This is a genomic window from Yoonia sp. R2-816 (assembly GCF_046762905.1).
GTDB lineage: Bacteria > Pseudomonadota > Alphaproteobacteria > Rhodobacterales > Rhodobacteraceae > Yoonia.
Map to the genome: position 1 here is coordinate 1 of NZ_JBKQXN010000329.1, position 21,191 is coordinate 21,191.

Here is a 21,191-nt window from a genome sequence, read left to right on the forward strand (position 1 = left end):
CACATCCAATCCAATAAATAGCTTCATCCCGTCATCCTCCATCTGGGTTCAATACGGGAATGGCGACAGCGCGATGCTGATCTGACAAGTGGCAACGGTCGTGCGCGACGCAGGCCCCGTTACAGCATCTCATAACCAATAAATTATGGTTACTGAGGTAAGACCAACCCTAGCCGATGACCTTGAGATAGGTGAAGTCGGCTTGCCACAACTGGTTCGAGCGCGAAGTCTTGTCCTTGAACTCAGCCTACTGGCGTCGACGACACCCCAACCTGCGCAGGTCTCAGCAGCCGGTCGTGCAGCATGAAACCTTCGGCGGCGACCTGGATGATATCGCCGGCTTTGGTGCCGGGCACGGGGGCTTCGAACATGGCCTGGTGCAGTTGCGGATCGAATTTGTCGCCGACTTCTGGCGTGATCGGGTCGATCCCGTGCTTTTTGAAGACGCTGATCAGTTCGCGCATGGTCAGTTCCACACCTTCGAGCAGGGCCTTGTTCACCTCTTGCTCGGATTCGTCGGCTGAGTTCAGGGCGCGGCGCATGTTGTCGTAGACCGGCAGCATGTCGCGGGCGAGTTTGGAGCCGCCGTAGTTTTCCGCTTCGCGCCGGTCGCGGTCTGCCCGTTTGCGGGTGTTTTCCGCATCCGCCAGTGCGCGCATGAATTTGTCGCGGAAATCATCGCGTTCAGCGCGCAGTGCCTCGATTTCATCAAAGCCTGCGGCGGCCTGATCGAAATCGGGTTCATCGCTTTCTGCGGCAAGTTCATCAAGGCTTTGCAGTTCTTCTTCTTTTTCGGACATCAAATGGTTCCTGTCATGAGCGGTCGGCGATGATTTTGCCCACCAGCTGGGCGGTGTAATTCACGATTGGCACGATCCGCCCATAGTTGAGGCGGGTCGGGCCGATGACGCCCACGGCGCCGATGATCTTGCGGTCGGCGTTCATATAAGGGGAAACGACGAGAGAGGAACCCGAAAGTGAGAACAATTTGTTCTCTGAGCCGATAAAAATGCGCACACCGTCGCCTTCTTCGGCGAGATCGAGAAATTGGGCGATGTCGCGTTTACGTTCGAGATCGTCAAAGAGGGTGCGGATCCGTTCCAGATCGGCCTCGTTATCGCTGAGCAGGTTGCCGCGTCCGCGCACGATCAGCCGTTCGGTCGCTTCGCCTTCGTTTTCCCAGAGCGCGAAGCCGTTTTCGACGAGATCGGCCGCCACGCTGTCGATCTCCTGACGTCGCGCTGCGATTTCGCGGGCGATGACTTGTCCGAGTTCGGAAAGTGTGTGCCCTTCGGCGATGGCGTTGAGGAAATTGGCGGCCTCTCGCATAGAGGATGGCGTTTGCCCCGGCGGCGGCGTGAAGATGCGGTTTTCGACGTGACCGTCGGCGAAGACCAGAACAACCAGCGCCCGTTCGCGCGAGAGCGACACGAATTCGATATGTTTGATTGCGGCCTCGTGTTTGGGGGTTAGCACGAGGCTGGCCCCTTGGGTGACGCCAGACAGCGCCTCGCCCACGTGATCCAATACGGTTGTGACATCGTGGTCGTTGGCCCCGACGGTGTCGTCGATTTTTTGCCGGTCTTCGCCGTCCAGGTCGCCGACCTCTAGCAGCCCATCAACGAACATACGCAGGCCCAGCTGTGTGGGGATGCGCCCGGCGCTGACATGGGGGCTGTCGAGCAGGCCCAGGTATTCGAGGTCCTGCATGGTGTTGCGGATGGTCGCCGCGCTGACCTTTTCCGAGAAGTCGCGGGTCAGCGTCCGTGAGCCGACCGGTGCCCCGCTGGCCAAGTAGCCTTCGACCACGCGCCGGAATACTTCGCGCGAGCGTTCATTCATCTCTTCGATGTTGGGCTGCTGGTCGGGCATATGATCCTCGGTTCAAGGCGATGCAATTAAAACGAAGTTGGATACCGCGTCAATCGGGGTTGGATTTCATATGTGGGCAGCGTATCCCCACGCTGCAACCAACAGGAGTGATCCCATGCGTCCATCCGGCCGTCAGACGAACGAAATGCGCGAAGTGTCGATTGAAACCGGTGTGACCATGCATGCCGAGGGTTCGTGCCTGATCAAATGTGGTAATACGCATGTGCTGTGTACGGCCAGTATTGATGAACGTGTGCCCCCGTTTTTGAAGAATACGGGCCTTGGCTGGGTGACGGCAGAATACGGTATGCTGCCCCGTGCGACGAATACGCGCATGCGCCGCGAGGCCAAGAATGGTCAATCCGGTCGCACGCAGGAAATCCAGCGTCTGATTGGCCGGTCGTTGCGGGCCGGCGTGGATCGTGTCGCGCTGGGCGAACGGCAGATCGTCGTGGATTGCGATGTGATTCAGGCTGATGGTGGCACCCGCTGTGCGTCTATTACGGGCGGCTGGGTGGCGCTGAAGCTGGCGGTGCAGAAGCTGATGAAGGCGGGGGATGTGATTTCCGACCCGCTGTTGGACCCTGTTGCTGCGATTTCGTGCGGGGTTTATGCTGGGCAAGAGGTGCTTGATCTGGACTATCCCGAGGATAGCGAGGCCGGTGTTGACGGCAATTTCGTCATGACCGGTGGTCGGTTGATCGAAGTGCAGATGTCTGCCGAAGGGTCGACCTATAGCCGGGCGCAGATGGATGCGCTGCTGGATCTGGCCGAGAAGGGTGTGGCGGAGTTGACTGCAGCCCAAATGGCGGCTGTTGCCTGATGCGCAAGTTTTCTGGCGATCATCTGGTTGTGGCGACCCATAATCAGGGCAAGCTGGAAGAGATTGCTGATCTGCTGGCGCCTTATGGTGTCCGTCTTTCGTCAAATGCGGAACTGGGGCTGCCAGAGCCGGACGAGACCGAGACAACATTTGTGGGTAATGCCCGGATCAAGGCGCATGCGGCGGCGCAGGCCACCGGGCTGCCTGCCTTGGCGGATGATAGCGGGATCGAGATTGACGGTTTGGGCGGTGCCCCCGGTGTGCATACCGCGGATTGGGCCGAAACGGCAGATGGCCGTGATTTCGTGATGGCGATGGAACGCGCCTGGGCAGAGCTGGAAGCGGCTGACGCACCCTACCCCCGGACGGCCCGGTTTTGCTGTACCTTGGTGCTGGTCTGGCCGGATGGTCATGATGAGGTGTTTCCGGGTGTTATGCCCGGTCAGGTCGTATGGCCGATGCGCGGTGATCAGGGCCACGGCTATGACCCGATATTCCAGCCTGATGGGTATGACGTGACGTTTGGCGAAATGGATCGCTGGGAAAAGAACAAGATCAGCCACAGGGCTGATGCTTTTGCCAAGCTGAAGGCGTGCTTTGCCTGAGGATTGGGAGCATGGCGGCTTTGGCCTGTATATCCACTGGCCGTTTTGTCAGGCGAAATGTCCCTATTGCGATTTTAACAGCCATGTTGCGGCCCGGATCGATCAAAAGGCCTGGCAGGCGGCCTATCTGAGCGAGATCGAACGGGTCGGTGCCGAAACCGGGGGCCGCGTGCTGCGGTCGGTGTTTTTTGGTGGTGGCACGCCCAGCATGATGGATCCGGATGTTGTTGACGCGATCTTAACCAAGGTGCGGGCAACATGGGGTTGGGCGAATGATATTGAAATTACATTGGAGGCTAATCCGACATCGGTCGAGGCAGGTCGCTTTGCCGGGTATCGTGATGCCGGAGTGAACCGGGTTTCCATGGGTATTCAGGCGCTGAACGATCCTGATCTGAAGGCGCTGGGCCGGCTGCATACGGCGGCTGAGGCAATGGCGGCTTTTGATGTGGCGCGGTCTGTGTTTGACCGGGTCAGTTTTGATCTGATCTACGCAAGGCAAGGGCAGTCATTGGATGCATGGCGGGCAGAGTTGGGCCAGGCCCTGTCGATGGCGATTGATCATCTGTCGTTGTATCAGCTGACGATTGAGGACGGCACCGCCTTTGGCGACCGCTACGCGGCGGGTAAGCTGCGCGGGTTGCCTGATGATGATCTGGCGGCGGACATGTATGCGGTCACGCAGGAGCTGTGTGATGCGGCGGGATTGCCGGCGTATGAAGTGTCCAATCATGCGGCTGCGGGGTTGGAAAGCCGCCACAACCAGATTTACTGGCGCTATGGCGATTACGGCGGGATTGGCCCGGGGGCGCATGGCCGTTTGACGTTGGGTGGAGAGCGGTTGGCGACGGAGGCACCGCTTGCCCCCGGAGCATGGCTGGCGCAGGTGCGTGACGGTGGCAATGGCGATTTGCAGCGGGTGCCATTGACGATGGCCGAGCAACGGGCGGAGTTTCTGCTGATGGGTTTGCGGTTGTCGGAAGGGGTTTCGCTGGATCGATTTGGATTAAGTCATGATGAGACATTTACAAAAAAAATCAATGATTTAGTTGAAATATCCATGCTTTCAATGGATAGCGATGACCTGCGTCTGACGCCGCAGGGCCGACCTGTTCTGAATGCTGTGCTGCGTCAGCTTTTCGATGTTTAGTGGCCTGAGAGCGCCCGCAGCAGATCATCGAGTTGATCGAGTGATGTGTAACTGATCGACATCTTGCCCCCCTCTTCGTTGGGCTTGTGATCTATGGTCACTTTCATACGCAGTGTGGCGGATAACTCGTTTTCGATCTGCACGGTGTCGGCGTCTTTTGGGACCGGCGCGCCCGGGACCGCGCGTTTCTTAATTGCTGGTCCTTTCTTTGCCAGTTTTTCAGTTTCGCGCACGGAGAGTTTGCGCTGGATAACTTCCCGCGCCAACTGCACCGCCTGGTCATGGCCTATCAGCGCGCGGGCGTGCCCTGCGGAAAGGGCGCCGCTGATCAGGTAGTTCCGGATCTCATCAGGCAAGGACAATAGCCGCATCAGGTTGGCGATGTGGCTGCGGCTTTTGCCCAGCGCTGTGGCCATTTGGTCCTGCGTGTGACCGAACCTGTCCATCAGCTGGCGGTAACCTGCGGCCTCATCAATGGGGTTGAGGTCGGCGCGCTGGATGTTTTCGATGATCGCGATTTCGAGGACTTCAGTATCGTTATAGTCCCGCACAAGGATCGGCAATTCATGTTGCTTGGCGATCTGTGCGGCCCGCCAGCGCCGTTCGCCCGCGACAATTTCATAGGTGCCGGCTTTCTCTGGGGATTTACGTACAATCAGGGGTTGAATTACCCCTTTTTCCGCGATCGAAGCAGCGAGTTCATCAAGCGCGTCCTGGGCAAAGGTGCGGCGCGGCTGATCGGGGTTGGGATGGACCTGTTCGATTGGTACCATCAGATCGGGGCGCGGAGGTGTGGCGGCCGGTGTTTCATCCTGGGTCACATCCGACATGAGGGCGGACAGGCCGCGGCCGAGGCCACGGGTTTTTTTTATGCTACGCGCCATGGGAGCTAGCCCTTACTCGTTTTGATTTGTTGATGACTTCCCGGGCCAGCGACCGATAGGCGATGCTGCCTTTTGATGTCGGGTCGTATTCGAGGACAGGAATGGCGAAGGATGGTGCCTCGCTCAGCCGGACATTGCGGGGGATGACGGTTTTGAAAACCATGTCGCCCATGTTTTCGCGGGCGTCATCCTCCACCTGGAGCGACAGGTTGTTGCGCCGGTCATACATGGTGAGCGCGATGCCTTCGATCCGCAGGTTCGGGTTTGCGGTCTGGCGGACATCGCGGACAGAGAGGATGAGCTGCGACAGACCTTCGAGTGCGAAGAATTCGCTTTGCAGCGGAACGATGAGCGAATGCGCCGCCACCATGGCATTGACCGTCAATATGTTGAGGGATGGCGGGCAGTCGATCAATATGTAGTCAAATTTGGCCAGTGTTTTATCGTCGCTACGCAGGGCGTCCCGCAACAGGAAGCTGCGTTTCTGGTTCGCGATCAGGTCGATATCGGCTGAACTGAGGTCGGTCGTGGCGGGGATGATCGACAGGTTTTGGACAGTCGTGGCCATGATTGCGGTGCCAACGGCTGCGTCACCTGTCAGAAGATCGTAGGTGGTGACCTTGCGATCCTTGGTGTCGATACCAAGACCGGTGGATGCGTTGCCTTGGGGGTCGAGATCGATGAGCAGGACATTCTTGCTTTTCTCGGCCAAGGCCGCGCCGAGGTTGATGGTTGTCGTCGTTTTGCCGACCCCACCTTTCTGGTTTGCGATCGCGATGATTTTTGGTGTTTTCACAGTGCTCTTATCCAACGCGACGGATCCCTTTGATGACGAGGAGTCGGCCGTCAGGATCAGTCAAACTTTGATAGTCTTCAAGGTCAAACAACCATGATTGGCGTGCTTCTGCAATTTCTTCGGCATGGCGTTTGCCTTTGTGTAGCAGAGCCTGGCCGGTGGGTGACAGATGTGTTTCCAGATATGGCATGAGCGCAGATAATGAGGTTAATGCGCGTGCGGACACAATATCGGCTAGTTGAGGGGATGCGTCTTCGATCCTGGTGGTAATCACGGATGCATTCAGATCAAGTTCACGGATGACTGTACGCAGAAATGTGCACTTTCTTTGGTCGCTTTCCAGCAATACGAATGTCGCCTGCGGGTTTTTCGCTTTTGCAAGAATGGCCACGACGAGGCCGGGGAAGCCGCCGCCGCTGCCGATATCGACCCATTTTTTGAAGTTTTTCGCAGCAAGTGGGTAAATCTGCGCTGAATCGGTGATGTGCCGTTCCCAGATATTGCTGATTGTTGTCGGTGAGATCAGATTGATCTTCTTCGTCCATTTCTGAACGAGGTCTGACAACTGCTGCAGTTGTTCATATGTTTCACGTGAAACATCCTGCCCGGCAATAGTCATGCCCACTGGTCAGGTCCCTGTCATCTTGCTGTCTTGCCGTTTGAGCGCACCGATGATCAACACCATCGCCGCAGGTGTCATGCCATCGATCCGGTTCGCCTGGGCGACTGTCGCTGGCCGCGCCAACTGGAGTTTGCCGGCGAGTTCGTTTGAAAGCCCATTGACGGTGGTGTAGTTGAAATCATCCGGAATCGCTTTTTGTTCGTCCCGCGCCATCGCAGCGATATCGCGTTCCTGGCGCGCGACGTAGTGAATATAGAGCGCATCCCTTTTGATCTGGTCGCTGATATCCGGAGCGATCTGTGCCGTATTCGGGGCAAGTTCTGCCAGATGCGCGAAATCGAAATCCGCCAGAGAAAGCGCGTCCAGTGCCGTTCTGCGTGGACCGTCAGCGTTCAGATTGACGCCTTTGGAGGCGATATCGCGTGATGTCAGGGTGATTTGAGCGAGTTGAGCCTTGGCTTTCGCCATATCCTCCATCTTGGATGAAAAGGTCGACCACCGATTATCACTCACGATCCCGACCTGCCGCCCTGTTTCCGTTAGCCGTTGATCTGCGTTGTCAGCCCGCAGCGAAAGCCGGAATTCGGCCCGCGATGTGAACATGCGATAGGGTTCGGACACGCCCCGCGTGATCAGATCATCAATCATCACCCCGATGTAGGAGTCCCGCCGACTGAAATGTACTGGTTCCCTGCCTTTTGCCCGTGCGGCCGCGTTAAAACCAGCGACGAGACCCTGCGCTGCCGCCTCTTCATAGCCTGTTGTCCCGTTGATCTGTCCTGCGAGGTAGAGGCCCGGAACATCGCGCAGTTCCAGCGTCTGACGCAGTGCGCGGGGGTCGACATAGTCATATTCTATGGCATAGCCGGGCTGCAAAATACTAGCGTTTTCAAGGCCATAGATCGAATGTACATAGTCATGCTGCACATCTTCGGGCAATGATGTTGAGATCCCGTTGGGGTATACCGTGTGGTCGTTCACGCCCTCAGGTTCCAGGAAAATCTGGTGCGATGTCTTGTCCGCGAAACGCACAATTTTGTCTTCGATGGAGGGGCAGTACCGCGGCCCGATCCCCTCGATATGCCCACCATACATGGCCGATCGATCAAGGTTGGCGCGGATGATGTCATGTGTCCGGGTATTGGTGTGCGTGATCCCGCAATCTACCTGCGGCGCAGAAACTCCCTTGGATAGAAAGGAAAACAGGCTAGGATTAGCATCCGTGGGCTGCGCTTCAAGCTTGTCCCACGCGATGGTTCGTCCGTCCAGTCGTGGTGGCGTACCGGTTTTCAGCCGACCAAGCGGGAGTGCAAAACTGTCCAAACGCTCTGCCATGCGAACAGAAGGTTTATCGCCCATTCGTCCGCCAGGTCGCGATACATCCCCGATATGGATGACGCCGCGCAGGAACGTCCCTGTCGTTAATACAACATTGCGCGCATGGACAGAGGTATCATCGGCCAACATGACGCCGCCGACCCTGTCGCCTTTCATGATCAGATCAACGGCTTCCCCTTCGATGATGGTCAGGTTTTGCAGATTGGTCAGCTCTGCCTGCATCGCGGTTTTGTAGATCGCCCGATCCGCCTGGGCGCGCGGCCCTTGGACGGCCGGGCCTTTTTTTCGGTTCAACAGGCGAAATTGAATACCGGCCCGATCCGCCACGCGGCCCATGACCCCATCAAGCGCATCAATCTCGCGCACTAGATGTCCTTTTCCGAGGCCACCAATCGCAGGATTACAAGACATCACACCAATAGAGTCCCGCGTCAGGGTAATCAGCGCCGTACGAGCACCGTAGCGCGCAGACACATGCGCCGCTTCTGCACCCGCGTGGCCACCACCAATGACAATGACGTCAAAGTCGGAATGTTTCACGTGAAACACCTTTCATTTCCCGATGCAAAAACTGCGAAATATCTCATCAAGCACATCTTCTACATCAACCCGTCCAACAAGGCTATCCACTGCCCGAATGGCTGACCAAAGCTGTTCTGCGATCAGTTCCACCATCTCATGACCGTCGGCGATCATATCCTGCGCCTTGGTCAAATCGTCCACCGCCCTTATCAGCGCGAGCCTATGTCGTTCCCGCATCGCAGTTCCTATGGAGGATACCTGTTCCTTCAACCTGGCAGCGATTTCTGCGATCAGATCATCAACGCCTTGGCCGGTCTTGCCAGAGACCGCGTTTGGCTGATTGTTCAGCAAATCCGCCTTGCTGTAGATATAAATATCTGAAGGGCCTACATCTGGTATATCGAATGCATCTACCGACATCATATGGACACGTATATCCGCTTGCTTGGCCCGCTCCCTAGCTCGTTCCACACCAATCCCTTCGACGACATCATCAGTATCCCGCAGCCCCGCGGTATCCAGAAGTGTCACCGGGATCCCGTCGATATCCATCCGAACTTCGATCACATCGCGTGTCGTTCCTGCAACCTCGGACGTGATTGCCACGTCTCGCCCTGCCAGTCGGTTGAGCAATGTGGATTTTCCCACATTTGGTTCGCCGATGATCGCCACTTCGAACCCTTCACGAACCCGTTCTGCCGCACGCACCCCTGCTGATTCCCGGTTCATCTGGTCCAGCACCCCAGCGATCAGCGCCGTGACTTCTGGCGTAACGTCAACCGGGACATCTTCATCCGCGAAATCAATCGTCGCCTCCAAGAGCGCGACCGACCTGATCAGGTCAGTTCGCCATGATTCGACCTTCTCTCCCAAAGCACCTGAAAAGACGCGCACCGCCTGTTTGCGCTGCTGTTCGGTTTCGGCGTCGATCAGATCGGCAAGTCCTTCGACCTGCGCCAAATCCAGCCTGCCGTTTTCCAATGCGCGCCGGGTGAATTCACCTGCCTCAGCAGGCCGCAATCGCCGGTCCGTACCCAGCCGTCTGAGCACTGCCGCAACCACAGCCGGACTGCCATGCAGGTGCAGTTCGACGACGGTTTCCCCGGTGAAGCTTTTGCCCTGCGGAAAATGCAGCACAAGTGCTTCGTCCAGAAGCGCCCCATCCGCATCGTGGAGCTTTCTCACACCTCGGTTGCTCGGCAACGCTTCCATCATTTGCCCAGCGGCATCTGCCGCGTCAGGTCCGGAAATACGGATCACCGCAACCCCGGCCCGCCCATGGGCTGTTGCCAGCGCAAATATCGTCTGCATTACATCAACCCATTGTTTATAAACAATAAGTTACGTGTTCATCGAATCGAAGAAGTCCGAGTTGGTCTTGGTCTGTTTCAGTTTTCCGATGAGGAATTCGATGGCATCCGTTGTTCCCATTGGGTTCAGGATGCGCCGCAACACATAGGTTTTCGCCAGATCACCCTTGTCGACCAGCAGCTCTTCTTTCCGCGTACCAGACTTGAGGATATCCATCGCAGGGAAGACTCGTTTGTCGGCGACCTTCCGGTCCAGCACGATCTCACTGTTGCCGGTGCCTTTGAATTCTTCAAAGATCACCTCGTCCATCCGCGACCCAGTATCGATCAGCGCTGTCGCGATGATCGTCAGCGATCCGCCCTCTTCAATGTTCCGTGCCGCCCCGAAGAACCGTTTGGGTCGCTGCAGCGCGTTGGCATCAACACCACCGGTCAGCACCTTACCCGATGACGGTACGGTGGTATTGAACGCCCGCCCCAGTCGCGTGATCGAATCCAGCAGGATCACCACGTCGCGTTTATGTTCCACGAGTCGCTTGGCCTTTTCGATGACCATCTCTGATACCGCCACGTGCCGTGTTGCCGGTTCATCAAAGGTGGACGAAACAACCTCACCCTTCACAGATCGCTGCATGTCCGTGACCTCTTCGGGCCGTTCATCAATCAGCAGCACAATCAGGTAACACTCCGGGTGGTTCTTTTCGATTGAGTTGGCGATGTTCTGCAGCAGAACGGTCTTACCTGTCCGCGGCGGCGCCACGATCAGTGATCGCTGTCCTTTGCCGATAGGCGCCACCAGATCAATGATCCGTGCTGACCGGTCCTTGATGGTCGGATCCTCGACCTCCATGTTCAGCCGCTCATCGGGGTAAAGCGGCGTCAGGTTGTCAAACGCAACCTTGTGTTTGGCTTTTTCAGGTTCTTCGAAATTGATCCGCTCGACCGATGTCAGTGCGAAATACCGTTCGCTGTCATTGGGCTCCTTCATCACCCCTTCGACGGTGTCACCCGTCCGCAGCGAGTGGATCCGGATCATCTCGGGCGATACATAGATGTCATCAGGGCCCGGCAGATAGTTCGCCTCTGGCGATCGTAGGAAACCGAAGCCATCCTGCAAAACTTCGAGCACACCATCACCGCCGATGATCCATTCTTCATCCGCCCGTTCCTTGAGGATGGCGAACATCATGTCGCCTTTGCGCATAGTGGATGCGTTTTCGATCTCCAGCTCTTCGGCCAGGGACAACAGATCCTTGGGGCTTTGCGCTTTCAGATCAGCGAGGTTCAGACGGTGTTGGGACATGGTGAAATTCATCGCCGACGGGTTGGTCGACACTTTCTCGAACAGGAATGGAAAATCGCTATCCCGGACGGGTAGCGACCGCACACATAGGCAAGAGCGGAGCGTGAGTCAACGTGTCGCTAGAATGGCCGTACCACAACAGCCACAACGATCAGGAACATCAAGACAGTGGGTACTTCGTTAAAGAGCCTGTAAGTCCGTCCTGATCGCGTGTTCCGTCCAGCCGCAAACTCCTTGCGCCGTGCCGCCATCCACATATGCGCGGCTGTCATCAGGATTACCGATACGATCTTGACCCAGGCCCAGACCGATGCGAAATCGAACGCCCCCAGCCCCAGCATGATCAGTCCTGCCACCCAGGCCACGATCATGGATGGGTTCATGATCACCCGCAGCAGCTTTTCTTCCATGATCTGGAATGTCTGGTCGAGTTCTGAACCGACCGGTGCCCTTTCAGCGTGATAAACAAACAGTCTGGGCAGATAGAACAACCCTGCCATCCATGCGATCACGGACATGATATGAACCGCCTTGATCCATGGGTAGATACCTATCAGCACGTCGGTCATTTTATTCGCCTTCTTTGATCTTTTCTTCCTAATAAATATTAAGAGAAAAGAAAGATGATGATGTTTCTTGTCAGCGCCATTTCTGTGGTTTTCTTTTTCATCCGCAGAGTTATCCCATGGTCTGACACGATAAGAAGCTTATGAGTCCAGTCAGACCTCTCGCGTAAAACTATTATAAATCAGCATATTAGTATCACCTGACCCCCACCACTGTTTTTGATACGACGCCTTGACCGCGGCAAGCACCCTGATTCTTCCACAAGGCCGACTTATGCTTTCCCACCGTGGATAAACCAGCCTGAATTTCATGGAGCTGCCGGGTTCCCCACAGGTCCGGGCTGCGGCATAAGTATCGATGAAGTGACACCCAGACTGACACCGGATTTTTCCCAAAGGTTATCCACATGACCGACCAGATCATTCTTGCCTCCGGGTCTGATATCCGAGCCACATTGTTGCGCAACGCTGGTGTTGAATTTGCCGTTCAGGTCGCCCGCATCGATGAAGATGCCATGCGCCAGTCGCTATTGGCGGAAGATGCCTCGCCCCGCGATATTGCCGATGCTTTGGCAGAAATGAAAGCGCAACGCGTAGCGGCGAAAGATCCGGATGCGCTGGTGATCGGGTGTGATCAGGTATTGGCACAGGGTCGGACATTGCTTTCCAAGCCCACATCCAAGGAGGAGGCCCTGGCGCAGTTGCGTACGATGCGGGGGCAATCCCATCAGTTGCTCTCGGCGGCCGTGATCTATGATGACGGCGCACCTGTCTGGCGCCATGTCGGGATTGTCCGTCTTCATATGCGGGATGCGTCCGATGACTATCTAGAGGGCTACGTCGATCGAAATTGGGACAGCATCCGGCATTCGGTTGGCGCTTATAAGCTTGAAGAAGAAGGAGTGCGACTTTTTACACGCATAGAGGGAGATTATTTCAATGTGCTTGGCTTGCCGCTGCTTGAACTCTTGTCTTATCTGACCTTGCGCGGAACACTGCCAGCATGACCCAGATTCCGCATGCCGGTGTTATCGGAAACCCGATCAGCCATTCCCTGTCCCCGAAGCTTCACGGTCATTGGCTTGAGCGCTATGGTCTTGCGGGTGATTACACCGCTTTGCAGGTGGCTGAGGATGCGTTGGAACAAACACTTCGGTCATTGCCCGCACAGGGTTTCGTTGGGGTGAATGTGACCTTGCCACACAAGGTTGAGGTGTTGAAATATGCTGATCAGGTATCTGATCGTGCGACCCTTATCGGTGCTGCAAATACCCTGACTTTCCGAGAGGATGGTCGTATTTTCGCAGATAATACAGATGGTTATGGTTTTATGGCCAATCTGCGACAGGGTGCGCCCGATTGGGATCCAGAGGCAGGACCGGCGGCAATTTTTGGCGCTGGTGGTGCTGCACGCGCGATTATTGTGGCATTGGCGGATGCCGGTGTGCCTGAGATTATCCTTTCCAATCGGACCCGTCCCAAGGCAGAGGCGCTGCGCGCCGATTTTGGCCCACGCATCCGCGTTGTTGATTGGGTGCAGGCGGGATCCATGCTGGAGGATGCAACCACTGTTATCAACACGACATCATTGGGGATGAAGGGCGCGCAACCGTTCAAGGTGCCGCTTGATGCGCTACGCCCTGATGCGGTGGTGACTGACATTGTTTACAATCCACTGCGGACCCCGTTTCTGGATGCAGCTGCCCGGATGGGTTGTGTCACAGTTGATGGTCTGGGGATGTTGCTGCATCAGGGTGTGCCTGGTTTTGAGCGCTGGTTTGGTCATCGTCCTGAGGTTGATGATGAAACCCGTCGGGCCGTTCTGGCATGAGCCATTTTCTGGGGCTGACCGGGTCCATTGGCATGGGCAAATCGACAACGGCACAAATGTTCTGTGATGAGGGCGTTCCGGTTTGGGATGCCGATGCCGTTGTTCATGCGCTTTATGCAAAAGGCGGTGCGGCTGTTCCAGCGATTGCGGCTATATTTCCTGACGCTGTCGTTGACGAGGCGGTGTCGCGGGAGGTGTTGAAGACGATAATTGCCGCCGACCCGACCGCGTTGCAGACCATTGAGCGCATTGTGCATCCGCTTGTTGCCGCGCATCGGCAAAGCTTCATTGATGATCACGATGACCCGCTTGTTTTGTTTGATATTCCGTTGTTGTTCGAGACCGGTGCAGAGGCATGGCTGGATTCTGTGCTGGTTGTGTCTGTTCCGGCCGATGTTCAACGCGAACGCGTTTTGGCCCGTCCTGGCATGACCGCGGCGCAACTCGACACTATTCTGTCCCGCCAGATGCCGGATGCCGAGAAACGCGCCCGCGCGGATCATGTCATCGAAACGCTGACGCTCGACGATACCCGCGATGCCGTGCGAAAACTGATTGCGACGATCAAAGAGGCCGAAAATGCGTGAGATTGTTCTGGATACAGAGACGACCGGTTTTGAACCCGCCGAGGGCGATCGCATTGTCGAGATTGGCGCGGTTGAGCTGATGGGCCATGTGCCAACCGGGCGCACCTATCATCAATATATCAACCCGCAGCGGTCGATGCCTGCAGAGGCATTTGGCGTGCATGGTATCGGCCCTGATCTGCTGGAGCCGCCACAAGAGCCGAAACCGGGGCAGGAAACATTACGCGACAAGCCGCTTTTCAAGGATATTGCGCAGGATTTTGTGGATTTTGTGGGTGATGCAAAGCTTGTCATTCATAATGCTGCCTTTGACATGAAATTCCTGAATGCAGAGCTTGGCTGGCTGAACCGACCGCTTTTGCCGATGGATCAGGCTGTCGATACGCTGGCGATTGCCCGGCGGAAATTTCCTGGATCGCCAGCGTCGCTGGATGCGCTGTGCCGCCGGTTCGGGATCGACAATTCGTCGCGCACCTTACACGGTGCCTTGCTGGATAGCGAGATTCTGGCAGAGGTGTATCTGGAGCTGATCGGTGGGCGGCAGCCTGACTTTGCTTTGGCGGCAGATCCCCGGACTGTGACGGCGGGTGGCGTTTCGGATGACTGGCGGCCTATGCCACGCTCGCAGCCGTTGCCCCCAAAACTGACCGAGGAAGAGGCCGCCGCCCATGCTGCGTTTGTGGAAAAGCTGGGCGACGACGCGGTCTGGAAAAAACTGGCTTAGTTCGCCGCTGCTTTTTCTGCTTCTGCCCGGCGCGCCAGTTCGGACCGGTAAAGCGCCAGAAAATCAATGGTTTCGAGGTTGAGTGGCGGGAAGCCACCGTCGCGGGTGACGTCACTGACGATCCGCCGCAGGAAGGGAAAGGTGATCCGCGGGCATTCGATCAAGAGATAGGGGTGCATCTGTTCTTCTGGCACGCCTTCGACGTGGAACACGCCGGCATATTCGATTTCGAGGATAAAGAGCGGTTCGCCCTTTTCCTTGGTTTTGCTGTTGATGTTCAGCTTGGTGATGATTTCGTACTGGTTTTCCGCAGACCGTTTACGCGCGTCCAGGTTCACCTGCACCTGAATTTCGGGCTGTGCATCACCCTGAACACCCTTCTGGGCCAGGATGTTTTCGAAGGACATATCGCGGATATATTGGGCGAGGACCCGGCTGGTGACCTGAGGGGTCTGTGCGGGCGCTGCGCCATTTTCGGGGGTGTCGGACATTGGAAACTGCTCCAGTTAAATAAGGTTGGCGCGTTCCTAACAGCCTATTTCCTAAGGCTCAATGCTGTGTCCAACCGGATGGCCCGTGTGTCGGCTTTTTATTTGGTGTCACATCTTCGAACTCCGCATCTATGACACGGTCATCGGGGTGGCTGCCGGGCGGGGGTGGTTGTTCACCCATGGTGAAGCTTTTCACCTTGATTCGGCTGCGCGCCCAGAGATATGCGGCTTTGCGCACACCGGGGACCAGAAGCGATAGCCCGACGATATCGGTGAAAAAGCCGGGCGTCAGCAGAAGTGCCCCCGCGAATAGGATCATTGCCCCGTTGGCGAGCGGTTCTGTTGGGTCCTGGAGTTCTGAGAAGGATCGCTGCAGGTTCGCGATTTCACGCAGTCCCTGGCTGCGGACCAGATAGGACCCGGCGATGGCAGTTGCCAGCACGATCAGTAATGTCCACCAGATCCCGATCACGCCGCCAACCTGAATAAACAGGGCGATTTCAATCATTGGAACGGCAATAAAGGCGATAAGCAGCCACATCTGGTAGGCCTTTCATAACATGTTCGGGGGCAAGGTGGACTCGGCCCTACCCCTGACCTACATAAGGAATGACTGGGCAATTACCATGCCTTCCCCTGAACGAGGTCACGATGAACTCTCCGATTATCCAGCTTTTGGTGCTTGCGGGCATTGCTGTTTTTCTGATCCTGCGCTTGCGCGGCGTTTTGGGGACTCGCGAGGGGTATGAAAAGCCTGCTGTAACACGGGCCGAGCCTGACCGGAGGCGCAAGCCTGAGTTCGATGTGATCGAGGGCGGTCCTGATCTGGATATTACCGACCACGTTGCCGAAGATTCCGATGCAGCCAAAGCGCTGGCGGCGATGAAGCGCGTTGACCCGAGTTTCAATGTTGGGGAGTTTCTGGGTGGCGCACGCGGTGCCTATGAAATGATCCTGATGGCCTTTGAAAAAGGCGAGTTGGATGGGATCGTGCCTTATATCTCGGAGGATGTGTACGAAGCCTTTGCCACGGTGGTTGACGAACGCCAGCGCCAAGGGCTGACTATCGAGGCGAATTTTATCGGTATCAGCGATATGGCGTTGGTTGAGGCCGAGATGGATGAAACCACCAAGGAGGCCGAGGTTTCGGTGCGCTTCAAAAGTGAGATGACATCGATTGTGCGCGACAAAGGTGGCGATGTCATTGAAGGCAGCGATACCGAGATCAAGCGCCAGAAAGATGTCTGGACCTTTGCCCGCAAGATGGATTCTGGTGATCCCAACTGGCGTCTTGTTGCCACGGGCGAATGATCCGTAGTTGGCTGGTCTGCTTTTTTCTGACACTGACGGGCAGCGTGATGGCCGAACCGACCTATAGCCAGCTTTCGTTTGATGACCTGAATGGATGGGCGGCTGATGATCATCAGGCCGCCCTTGATGTTTTCCTGAATACTTGTGGCGACATGCGTGACCCGCAATGGGAGGTCTTGTGCGATTTCGCCCGTACCGGGCCGGAACCGCGGGGGTTTTTCGAGAAGTTTTTTCGTCCGGTGCTGATCGAGGATGGTGAGCCGATGCTGTTCACCGGATATTTTGAACCTGAACTGCCGGGATCGCGTGTGCGTGGTGATGCCTATCAGCATCCGATTTATGCCGTGCCCGACGATCTGGTCCCCGGAAAGCCGTATTTCACCCGGCGCGAGATTGAAGAGGAGCAGCCGCTGGCGGGCAAGGGCCTGGAGCTGGCATGGCTGACGGATCCGGTTGATCTGTTTTTTTTGCAGGTGCAAGGGTCAGGCCGTATCAGTCTGCCGGACGGTACCATGATGCGTGTGGGGTATGGCGGCAAGAACGGCCGTAACTATTCGTCGGTCGGGATGGCGTTGGTGGATCGGGGTGAGTTTGAGCCGCATCAGGTGTCTGCCGCCGTGATCCGCAACTGGGTGCGCAAAAACCGGGCCGAGGGTCGTGCGCTGCTGTGGGAAAATGAGAGTTATGTGTTTTTCCGCGAGGTGAGCGAGGTTCCGGCGGAGCTGGGCCCGCTTGGTGCGATGAACCGGTCAATTACACCGCACAGATCCATTGCCGTTGATCCGGCATTTGTGACCCTCGGTTCCCCCGTCTGGATCGAAAAGGAAGGGGCCGAGCCGATCAACAGGCTGATGGTGGCACAGGATACCGGATCGGCGATCAAAGGTGCGCAGCGTGCTGATATCTTTTTCGGGACGGGTGATGATGCAGGGCGCGCAGCGGGCCGCATCAAGGATGGTGGCCGTATGGTTGTGTTGATGCCCGCGACCATGGCCCATCGTCTGGTTGTGGCGCAACGCTGATGCGCCGCCCACGCCATCTGTCGGCCGAGGAACGAGCCCTTTGGGATCGTGTTGCGGAGCGCACGACGCCGATTGATCCCAAGCGGCCTGCGGTCGCGCCGAACCGACCGGCACCCGCCAAACCGGTTGCCAAGCATGAGTCTTTGCCACGGTTCAGTGTTGGACAGTCGGCGAATGGGCATCGCCCGCATGATGTGTTGCCGGGGATTTCCGACCGTCTGTCTACAGCACCGGTCAATATGGATCATAAGTCATTCGGCAAGATGAAGCGCGGCAAGTTGAAGCCTGAAGCGCGGATTGATTTGCATGGGATGACCGTGGCAGAGGCGCATCCGGAGTTAGTTGCCTTTATTCTTGGGTCGCAATCGCTGGGCCGTCGTCTGGTTCTGGTGATTACGGGCAAGGGCAAGGATCGCGATGACGGTGGCCCGATCCCGACCCGGCATGGCGTGTTGCGTCATCAGGTGCCGCAATGGCTGGCGCTGCCGCCGTTGTCGCAGGCGATTTTGCAGGTTACGCCAGCCCATCTGAAGCATGGCGGTCATGGTGCCTATTATGTCTATCTACGTCGCCGCCGATAGCTGCCGCGTGGCGTTGCACAGTGGGATGACGCAGACCAGCGATGCGAATGCAAAGGAGAGGGCATAGCCCAGCAATTGCTGTTCGAACCCGATCCCGGCGTCGATCAGCCAGCCGGACAGCCCCGGCCCGATGGCTGACCCAAGAACCATGCAGGCCGTCACCGCCGATTTGATCGACCCAAGATTCTGTGTGCCATAGTAGCTAGCCCAGATCGCGGCAGGCAATGTCGCGGCGCCGCCACCGGCCATGCCCATGAACACGACACCCGCTGCGGACCATGCAACGGTGGGTGCGTACCAATGCAGGGTGAACGCTACGCACAGGGGCAGTAGGTAGAAGGGGAACAGGCGCCCCGGCCCGAACCGGTCGATCCCCCAGCCGTAAACGAATGTGAATGTCATGAAGGAAAATGTACCGAGCGGGAACACGGCGACGAGGCTGAGGTGATCCCATCCTTTGATTTCGGCAAAATGCACCTGATGGAACCAGAAGGCAGTGCCGAAGGCCGGAAAAAGCGAGATGGCAGGCACCAGCGCCCAGAAAAGCGGATGCCGTAGTGCCTCGGCCCGGGTCCAGTGCCGGTTGTTCATGCCCCTGGCCTCGTTTTCGGCTGAGACGGATTGCGGGGTGCGTTCAAGGCGGAGCAGGCGGTAAAGGATCGGGGTCATCAGAATGGCGAAGATGGCGGTGCCGATCCAGAGCGTTTGCCAGGCGAACCAGGTTTTCAGCCAGACGAAGAAGAGCGGCATGGTTGCCTCTGCCAGCATGAAACCGAGAGATGCGGTGGCAAGCGCACGTCCGCGTGTGGCGATGAACCACCGGCTCATCGCGACGATGGCGACGTGGTGGGTCATGCCCTGACCGAGGAATCGCAGGGCGAAGATGACGATTGGAAGGGCGGCGGCGTAAGGATTGAAGGCCATGGCGAGGCAGGCCATGGCAAGCAGAAGGATGACCCCGATCCCGATGATCCGCACTCGGAACTGATCGACAAGACCGCCGGCTGCCAGCATTGCCGCGGCTGACGCCGCGGTCCCGATCATGTAGATCAGCCCCCAATCGCCATTCGACAGCCCGAATTCTGCGCGGATATCGCCGCCGAAAATGGCGATGAAGAAGGTCTGACCGAAGCTGGAGAGGAACATCAGCAGGAAGCCCACCCCGAGGAAGGGAGCGTTTTGGCGGACGAATTTGAAGTAAGAGGTCAGACCCTGCATTCGCCCTTGATGATCTGCGGCGGGCGGATGTGAAAGTGCAAAGTTACCGGTCTTGCCAGCGGCGGTAGCGTTAGACCAGTTCAGCCTCGCAGAGTTTGAAGCCGATACAACAGAGCAGGGCCGCGATTGCGCAGGCGATGATTTCGGCGAGTTGGATCAACCCACTTTCCATCACTACGACCCAGCCGAATTGGCGCAGGAAACGCAGGTTGGCCATGCTCATTTGAAAGAGGTTAAGTGAGGCGAAAGCGAAACCGATCACAAAGAGCCCAGCCAGAAGCAGGACAAACGTGAAATGATATCGGTTCAGTCGTAGCATCACCTACAACACGTAGCGGCTGATATCAGTGGAGCGCACGAGTTCGCCCAGATGTTCCTCGACAAAGGCCGCGTCGATGGTGATTTCGTCGCCGGCCCGGTCGGGGGCGTTGAAGGACAGATCCTCGAACACCCGTTCGATGACCGTGTAGAGCCGCCGCGCGCCGATGTTTTCGACACTTTCGTTTACTTCGGCTGCGATTTTGGCCAGGGCCTTGATCCCGTCTTCGGCGAAGGTGACTGTGACCTCTTCGGTTTTCATCAGGGCGGAGTATTGCAGCGTCAGGGCGTTGTCGGTTTCGGTCAGGATGCGCACGAAATCCTCTTCAGTCAGCGCCCGCAATTCGACCCGGATCGGCAGCCGCCCTTGCAGTTCTGGCAGCAGGTCGGATGGTTTGGCCACATGGAACGCGCCGGAGGCGATGAACAGGATGTGGTCGGTTTTGATCGGTCCGTGCTTGGTCGATATGGTGGTGCCTTCGATCAGGGGCAGCAGGTCGCGCTGCACGCCTTCGCGGCTGACATCGGCACCGCGCGCGTCGGCGCGGGCGCAGACCTTGTCGATTTCATCAAGGAAGACGATGCCGTTCTGTTCGACGGCCTCAAGTGCGGCCTTGGTCACGGTTTCGTCGTCGAGCAGTTTGTCCGCCTCGTCTGCGATGAGGGCATCATAGCTTTCGGCGACCGTCATGCGTTTCTTGACCGTGCGCCCACCCATGGCTTTGCCGAAGAGATCACCAAGGTTCATCATCCCGCCCATCCCGCCGGGCTGGCCGGGGATTTCGAAACCGCCCATTGGGTTGGACGTGTCGGTCAGTTCCAGTTCGATGATGGTGTTGTCGAGTTCGCCGGATTTCAGTTTCTTGCGGAACATTTCGCGGGTGCCTTCGCGGGCGTCCGTACCTGCGACGGCGGTGATCACCCGTTCTTCGGCGGCGTCATGTGCCTTGGCTTTGACGTCTTCGCGCATGTGTTCGCGGGTGTCGAGGATGGCTGTGTCGACCAGATCGCGCACGATTTGTTCCACGTCGCGGCCGACATAGCCGACTTCGGTGAATTTGGTGGCTTCGACCTTGATGAAAGGCGCGCGGGCGAGTTTGGCCAGGCGACGGCTGATTTCGGTTTTACCGACGCCGGTGGGGCCGATCATCAGGATGTTCTTGGGGTAAACCTCGTCCCGCAGGTCGTCGCCGAGTTGCTTGCGCCGCCAGCGATTGCGCAGGGCCACGGCGACGGCCCGCTTGGCATCTTTCTGGCCGATGATGAACCGGTCGAGTTCCGATACGATTTCACGCGGGGTGAGGTCAGTCATGGTGG

The 21,191-nt window shown here is 57.3% G+C and carries 24 protein-coding genes; 10 read left to right on the plus strand and 14 right to left on the minus strand.

All coding sequences use genetic code 11. From position 1 onward, the window contains the following. Positions 1-242 precede the first annotated feature (242 nt). Positions 243-800 (minus strand): nucleotide exchange factor GrpE, encoded by a 558-nt coding sequence (locus tag ACFWW2_RS23875; RefSeq protein WP_393932634.1) that lies wholly within the window; start codon positions 798-800, stop codon positions 243-245. 13 nt (positions 801-813) lie between these two features. Continuing rightward, positions 814-1,872 carry a heat-inducible transcriptional repressor HrcA gene (gene hrcA / locus ACFWW2_RS23880; protein WP_393932636.1) on the minus strand — a complete coding sequence of 353 codons (1,059 nt, stop codon included), beginning with the start codon at positions 1,870-1,872 and terminating at the stop codon, positions 814-816. A gap of 115 nt (positions 1,873-1,987) precedes the next feature. Between hrcA and rph the strand changes: the two genes are divergently transcribed. From rph to hemW, 3 genes are read left to right on the plus strand one after another with little or no spacing between them, the layout of a single operon-like run. Further along, complete coding sequence (rph, locus tag ACFWW2_RS23885; protein WP_393932638.1) at positions 1,988-2,695, plus strand: ribonuclease PH; 708 nt, start codon at positions 1,988-1,990, stop codon at positions 2,693-2,695. Continuing rightward, positions 2,695-3,300 (plus strand): RdgB/HAM1 family non-canonical purine NTP pyrophosphatase, encoded by a 606-nt coding sequence (rdgB, locus tag ACFWW2_RS23890; protein WP_393932640.1) that lies wholly within the window; start codon positions 2,695-2,697, stop codon positions 3,298-3,300. Before rph ends, rdgB begins: the two co-directional genes overlap by 1 nt. After that, a complete protein-coding gene (gene hemW / locus ACFWW2_RS23895) occupies positions 3,293-4,450 on the plus strand; it encodes a radical SAM family heme chaperone HemW (protein ID WP_393932642.1) in 1,158 nt (385 codons plus the stop codon). The genes rdgB and hemW overlap by 8 nt, the downstream gene beginning before the upstream one ends. Here the strand turns inward: hemW and ACFWW2_RS23900 are convergent. The 7 genes from ACFWW2_RS23900 to hemJ form a co-directional block, all read right to left on the minus strand. Then, on the minus strand, positions 4,447-5,334 hold the full coding sequence (locus tag ACFWW2_RS23900; RefSeq protein WP_393932644.1) for a ParB/RepB/Spo0J family partition protein: 888 nt from the start codon (positions 5,332-5,334) through the stop codon (positions 4,447-4,449). The two genes, hemW and ACFWW2_RS23900, sit on opposite strands and share 4 nt — an antisense overlap. After that, on the minus strand, positions 5,324-6,130 hold the full coding sequence (locus ACFWW2_RS23905) for a ParA family protein (RefSeq protein ID WP_393932646.1): 807 nt from the start codon (positions 6,128-6,130) through the stop codon (positions 5,324-5,326). The genes ACFWW2_RS23900 and ACFWW2_RS23905 overlap by 11 nt, the downstream gene beginning before the upstream one ends. Positions 6,131-6,137: 7 nt before the next feature. Then, entirely contained in the window at positions 6,138-6,749 is a 612-nt protein-coding gene (rsmG, locus tag ACFWW2_RS23910) for a 16S rRNA (guanine(527)-N(7))-methyltransferase RsmG (protein ID WP_393933144.1), read from the minus strand. Positions 6,750-6,758: 9 nt separating this feature from the next. Further along, a complete protein-coding gene (mnmG, locus tag ACFWW2_RS23915; RefSeq protein ID WP_393932648.1) occupies positions 6,759-8,630 on the minus strand; it encodes a tRNA uridine-5-carboxymethylaminomethyl(34) synthesis enzyme MnmG in 1,872 nt (623 codons plus the stop codon). A 12-nt stretch (positions 8,631-8,642) separates the two neighbouring features. After that, positions 8,643-9,923: a tRNA uridine-5-carboxymethylaminomethyl(34) synthesis GTPase MnmE gene (mnmE, locus tag ACFWW2_RS23920; protein WP_393932650.1), complete on the minus strand. Its 1,281-nt coding sequence runs from the start codon at positions 9,921-9,923 to the stop codon at positions 8,643-8,645. Between the two features lie 30 nt (positions 9,924-9,953). Continuing rightward, entirely contained in the window at positions 9,954-11,225 is a 1,272-nt protein-coding gene (gene rho / locus ACFWW2_RS23925) for a transcription termination factor Rho (protein ID WP_393933146.1), read from the minus strand. A 119-nt stretch (positions 11,226-11,344) separates the two neighbouring features. Continuing rightward, positions 11,345-11,794, minus strand: a complete 450-nt coding sequence (gene hemJ / locus ACFWW2_RS23930) for a protoporphyrinogen oxidase HemJ (RefSeq protein ID WP_393932652.1) — start codon at positions 11,792-11,794, stop codon at positions 11,345-11,347. 404 nt (positions 11,795-12,198) lie between these two features. On the opposite strand from hemJ, the gene ACFWW2_RS23935 reads away from it, so the two are divergent. The 4 genes from ACFWW2_RS23935 to dnaQ are packed head-to-tail and all read left to right on the plus strand — an operon-like array spanning position 12,199 to position 14,933. After that, complete coding sequence (locus ACFWW2_RS23935) at positions 12,199-12,798, plus strand: Maf family protein (protein ID WP_393932654.1); 600 nt, start codon at positions 12,199-12,201, stop codon at positions 12,796-12,798. Next, entirely contained in the window at positions 12,795-13,622 is an 828-nt protein-coding gene (locus ACFWW2_RS23940; protein ID WP_393932656.1) for a shikimate dehydrogenase, read from the plus strand. Before ACFWW2_RS23935 ends, ACFWW2_RS23940 begins: the two co-directional genes overlap by 4 nt. Next, entirely contained in the window at positions 13,619-14,209 is a 591-nt protein-coding gene (gene coaE / locus ACFWW2_RS23945; RefSeq protein ID WP_393932658.1) for a dephospho-CoA kinase, read from the plus strand. The genes ACFWW2_RS23940 and coaE overlap by 4 nt, the downstream gene beginning before the upstream one ends. Further along, positions 14,202-14,933 (plus strand): DNA polymerase III subunit epsilon, encoded by a 732-nt coding sequence (dnaQ, locus tag ACFWW2_RS23950; protein ID WP_393932660.1) that lies wholly within the window; start codon positions 14,202-14,204, stop codon positions 14,931-14,933. Before coaE ends, dnaQ begins: the two co-directional genes overlap by 8 nt. Here dnaQ and secB read toward each other — a convergent pair. Further along, positions 14,930-15,424 carry a protein-export chaperone SecB gene (secB, locus tag ACFWW2_RS23955; RefSeq protein WP_393932662.1) on the minus strand — a complete coding sequence of 165 codons (495 nt, stop codon included), beginning with the start codon at positions 15,422-15,424 and terminating at the stop codon, positions 14,930-14,932. The two genes, dnaQ and secB, sit on opposite strands and share 4 nt — an antisense overlap. Positions 15,425-15,482: 58 nt before the next feature. After that, positions 15,483-15,965, minus strand: coding sequence for an FxsA family protein (locus ACFWW2_RS23960; RefSeq protein ID WP_393932664.1), 483 nt, complete (start codon positions 15,963-15,965; stop codon positions 15,483-15,485). Positions 15,966-16,075: 110 nt separating this feature from the next. On the opposite strand from ACFWW2_RS23960, the gene ACFWW2_RS23965 reads away from it, so the two are divergent. The 3 genes from ACFWW2_RS23965 to ACFWW2_RS23975 are packed head-to-tail and all read left to right on the plus strand — an operon-like array spanning position 16,076 to position 18,338. Further along, positions 16,076-16,735, plus strand: coding sequence for a Tim44/TimA family putative adaptor protein (locus tag ACFWW2_RS23965; RefSeq protein ID WP_393932666.1), 660 nt, complete (start codon positions 16,076-16,078; stop codon positions 16,733-16,735). Further along, the gene (locus ACFWW2_RS23970; RefSeq protein WP_393932668.1) at positions 16,732-17,757 is read left to right on the plus strand and encodes a murein transglycosylase A; all 1,026 of its coding nucleotides are present in this window, start codon (positions 16,732-16,734) and stop codon (positions 17,755-17,757) included. Before ACFWW2_RS23965 ends, ACFWW2_RS23970 begins: the two co-directional genes overlap by 4 nt. After that, positions 17,757-18,338, plus strand: a complete 582-nt coding sequence (locus ACFWW2_RS23975; protein WP_393932670.1) for a Smr/MutS family protein — start codon at positions 17,757-17,759, stop codon at positions 18,336-18,338. The genes ACFWW2_RS23970 and ACFWW2_RS23975 overlap by 1 nt, the downstream gene beginning before the upstream one ends. Here ACFWW2_RS23975 and ACFWW2_RS23980 read toward each other — a convergent pair. From ACFWW2_RS23980 to hslU, 3 genes are all read right to left on the minus strand, one after another. Further along, the gene (locus ACFWW2_RS23980; protein WP_393932672.1) at positions 18,321-19,556 is read right to left on the minus strand and encodes an MFS transporter; all 1,236 of its coding nucleotides are present in this window, start codon (positions 19,554-19,556) and stop codon (positions 18,321-18,323) included. The two genes, ACFWW2_RS23975 and ACFWW2_RS23980, sit on opposite strands and share 18 nt — an antisense overlap. Positions 19,557-19,626: 70 nt before the next feature. Beyond that, on the minus strand, positions 19,627-19,875 hold the full coding sequence (locus ACFWW2_RS23985; protein ID WP_393932674.1) for a hypothetical protein: 249 nt from the start codon (positions 19,873-19,875) through the stop codon (positions 19,627-19,629). Positions 19,876-19,878: 3 nt separating this feature from the next. Next, entirely contained in the window at positions 19,879-21,186 is a 1,308-nt protein-coding gene (gene hslU, locus ACFWW2_RS23990; protein WP_393932676.1) for an ATP-dependent protease ATPase subunit HslU, read from the minus strand. Positions 21,187-21,191: the final 5 nt, after the last annotated feature.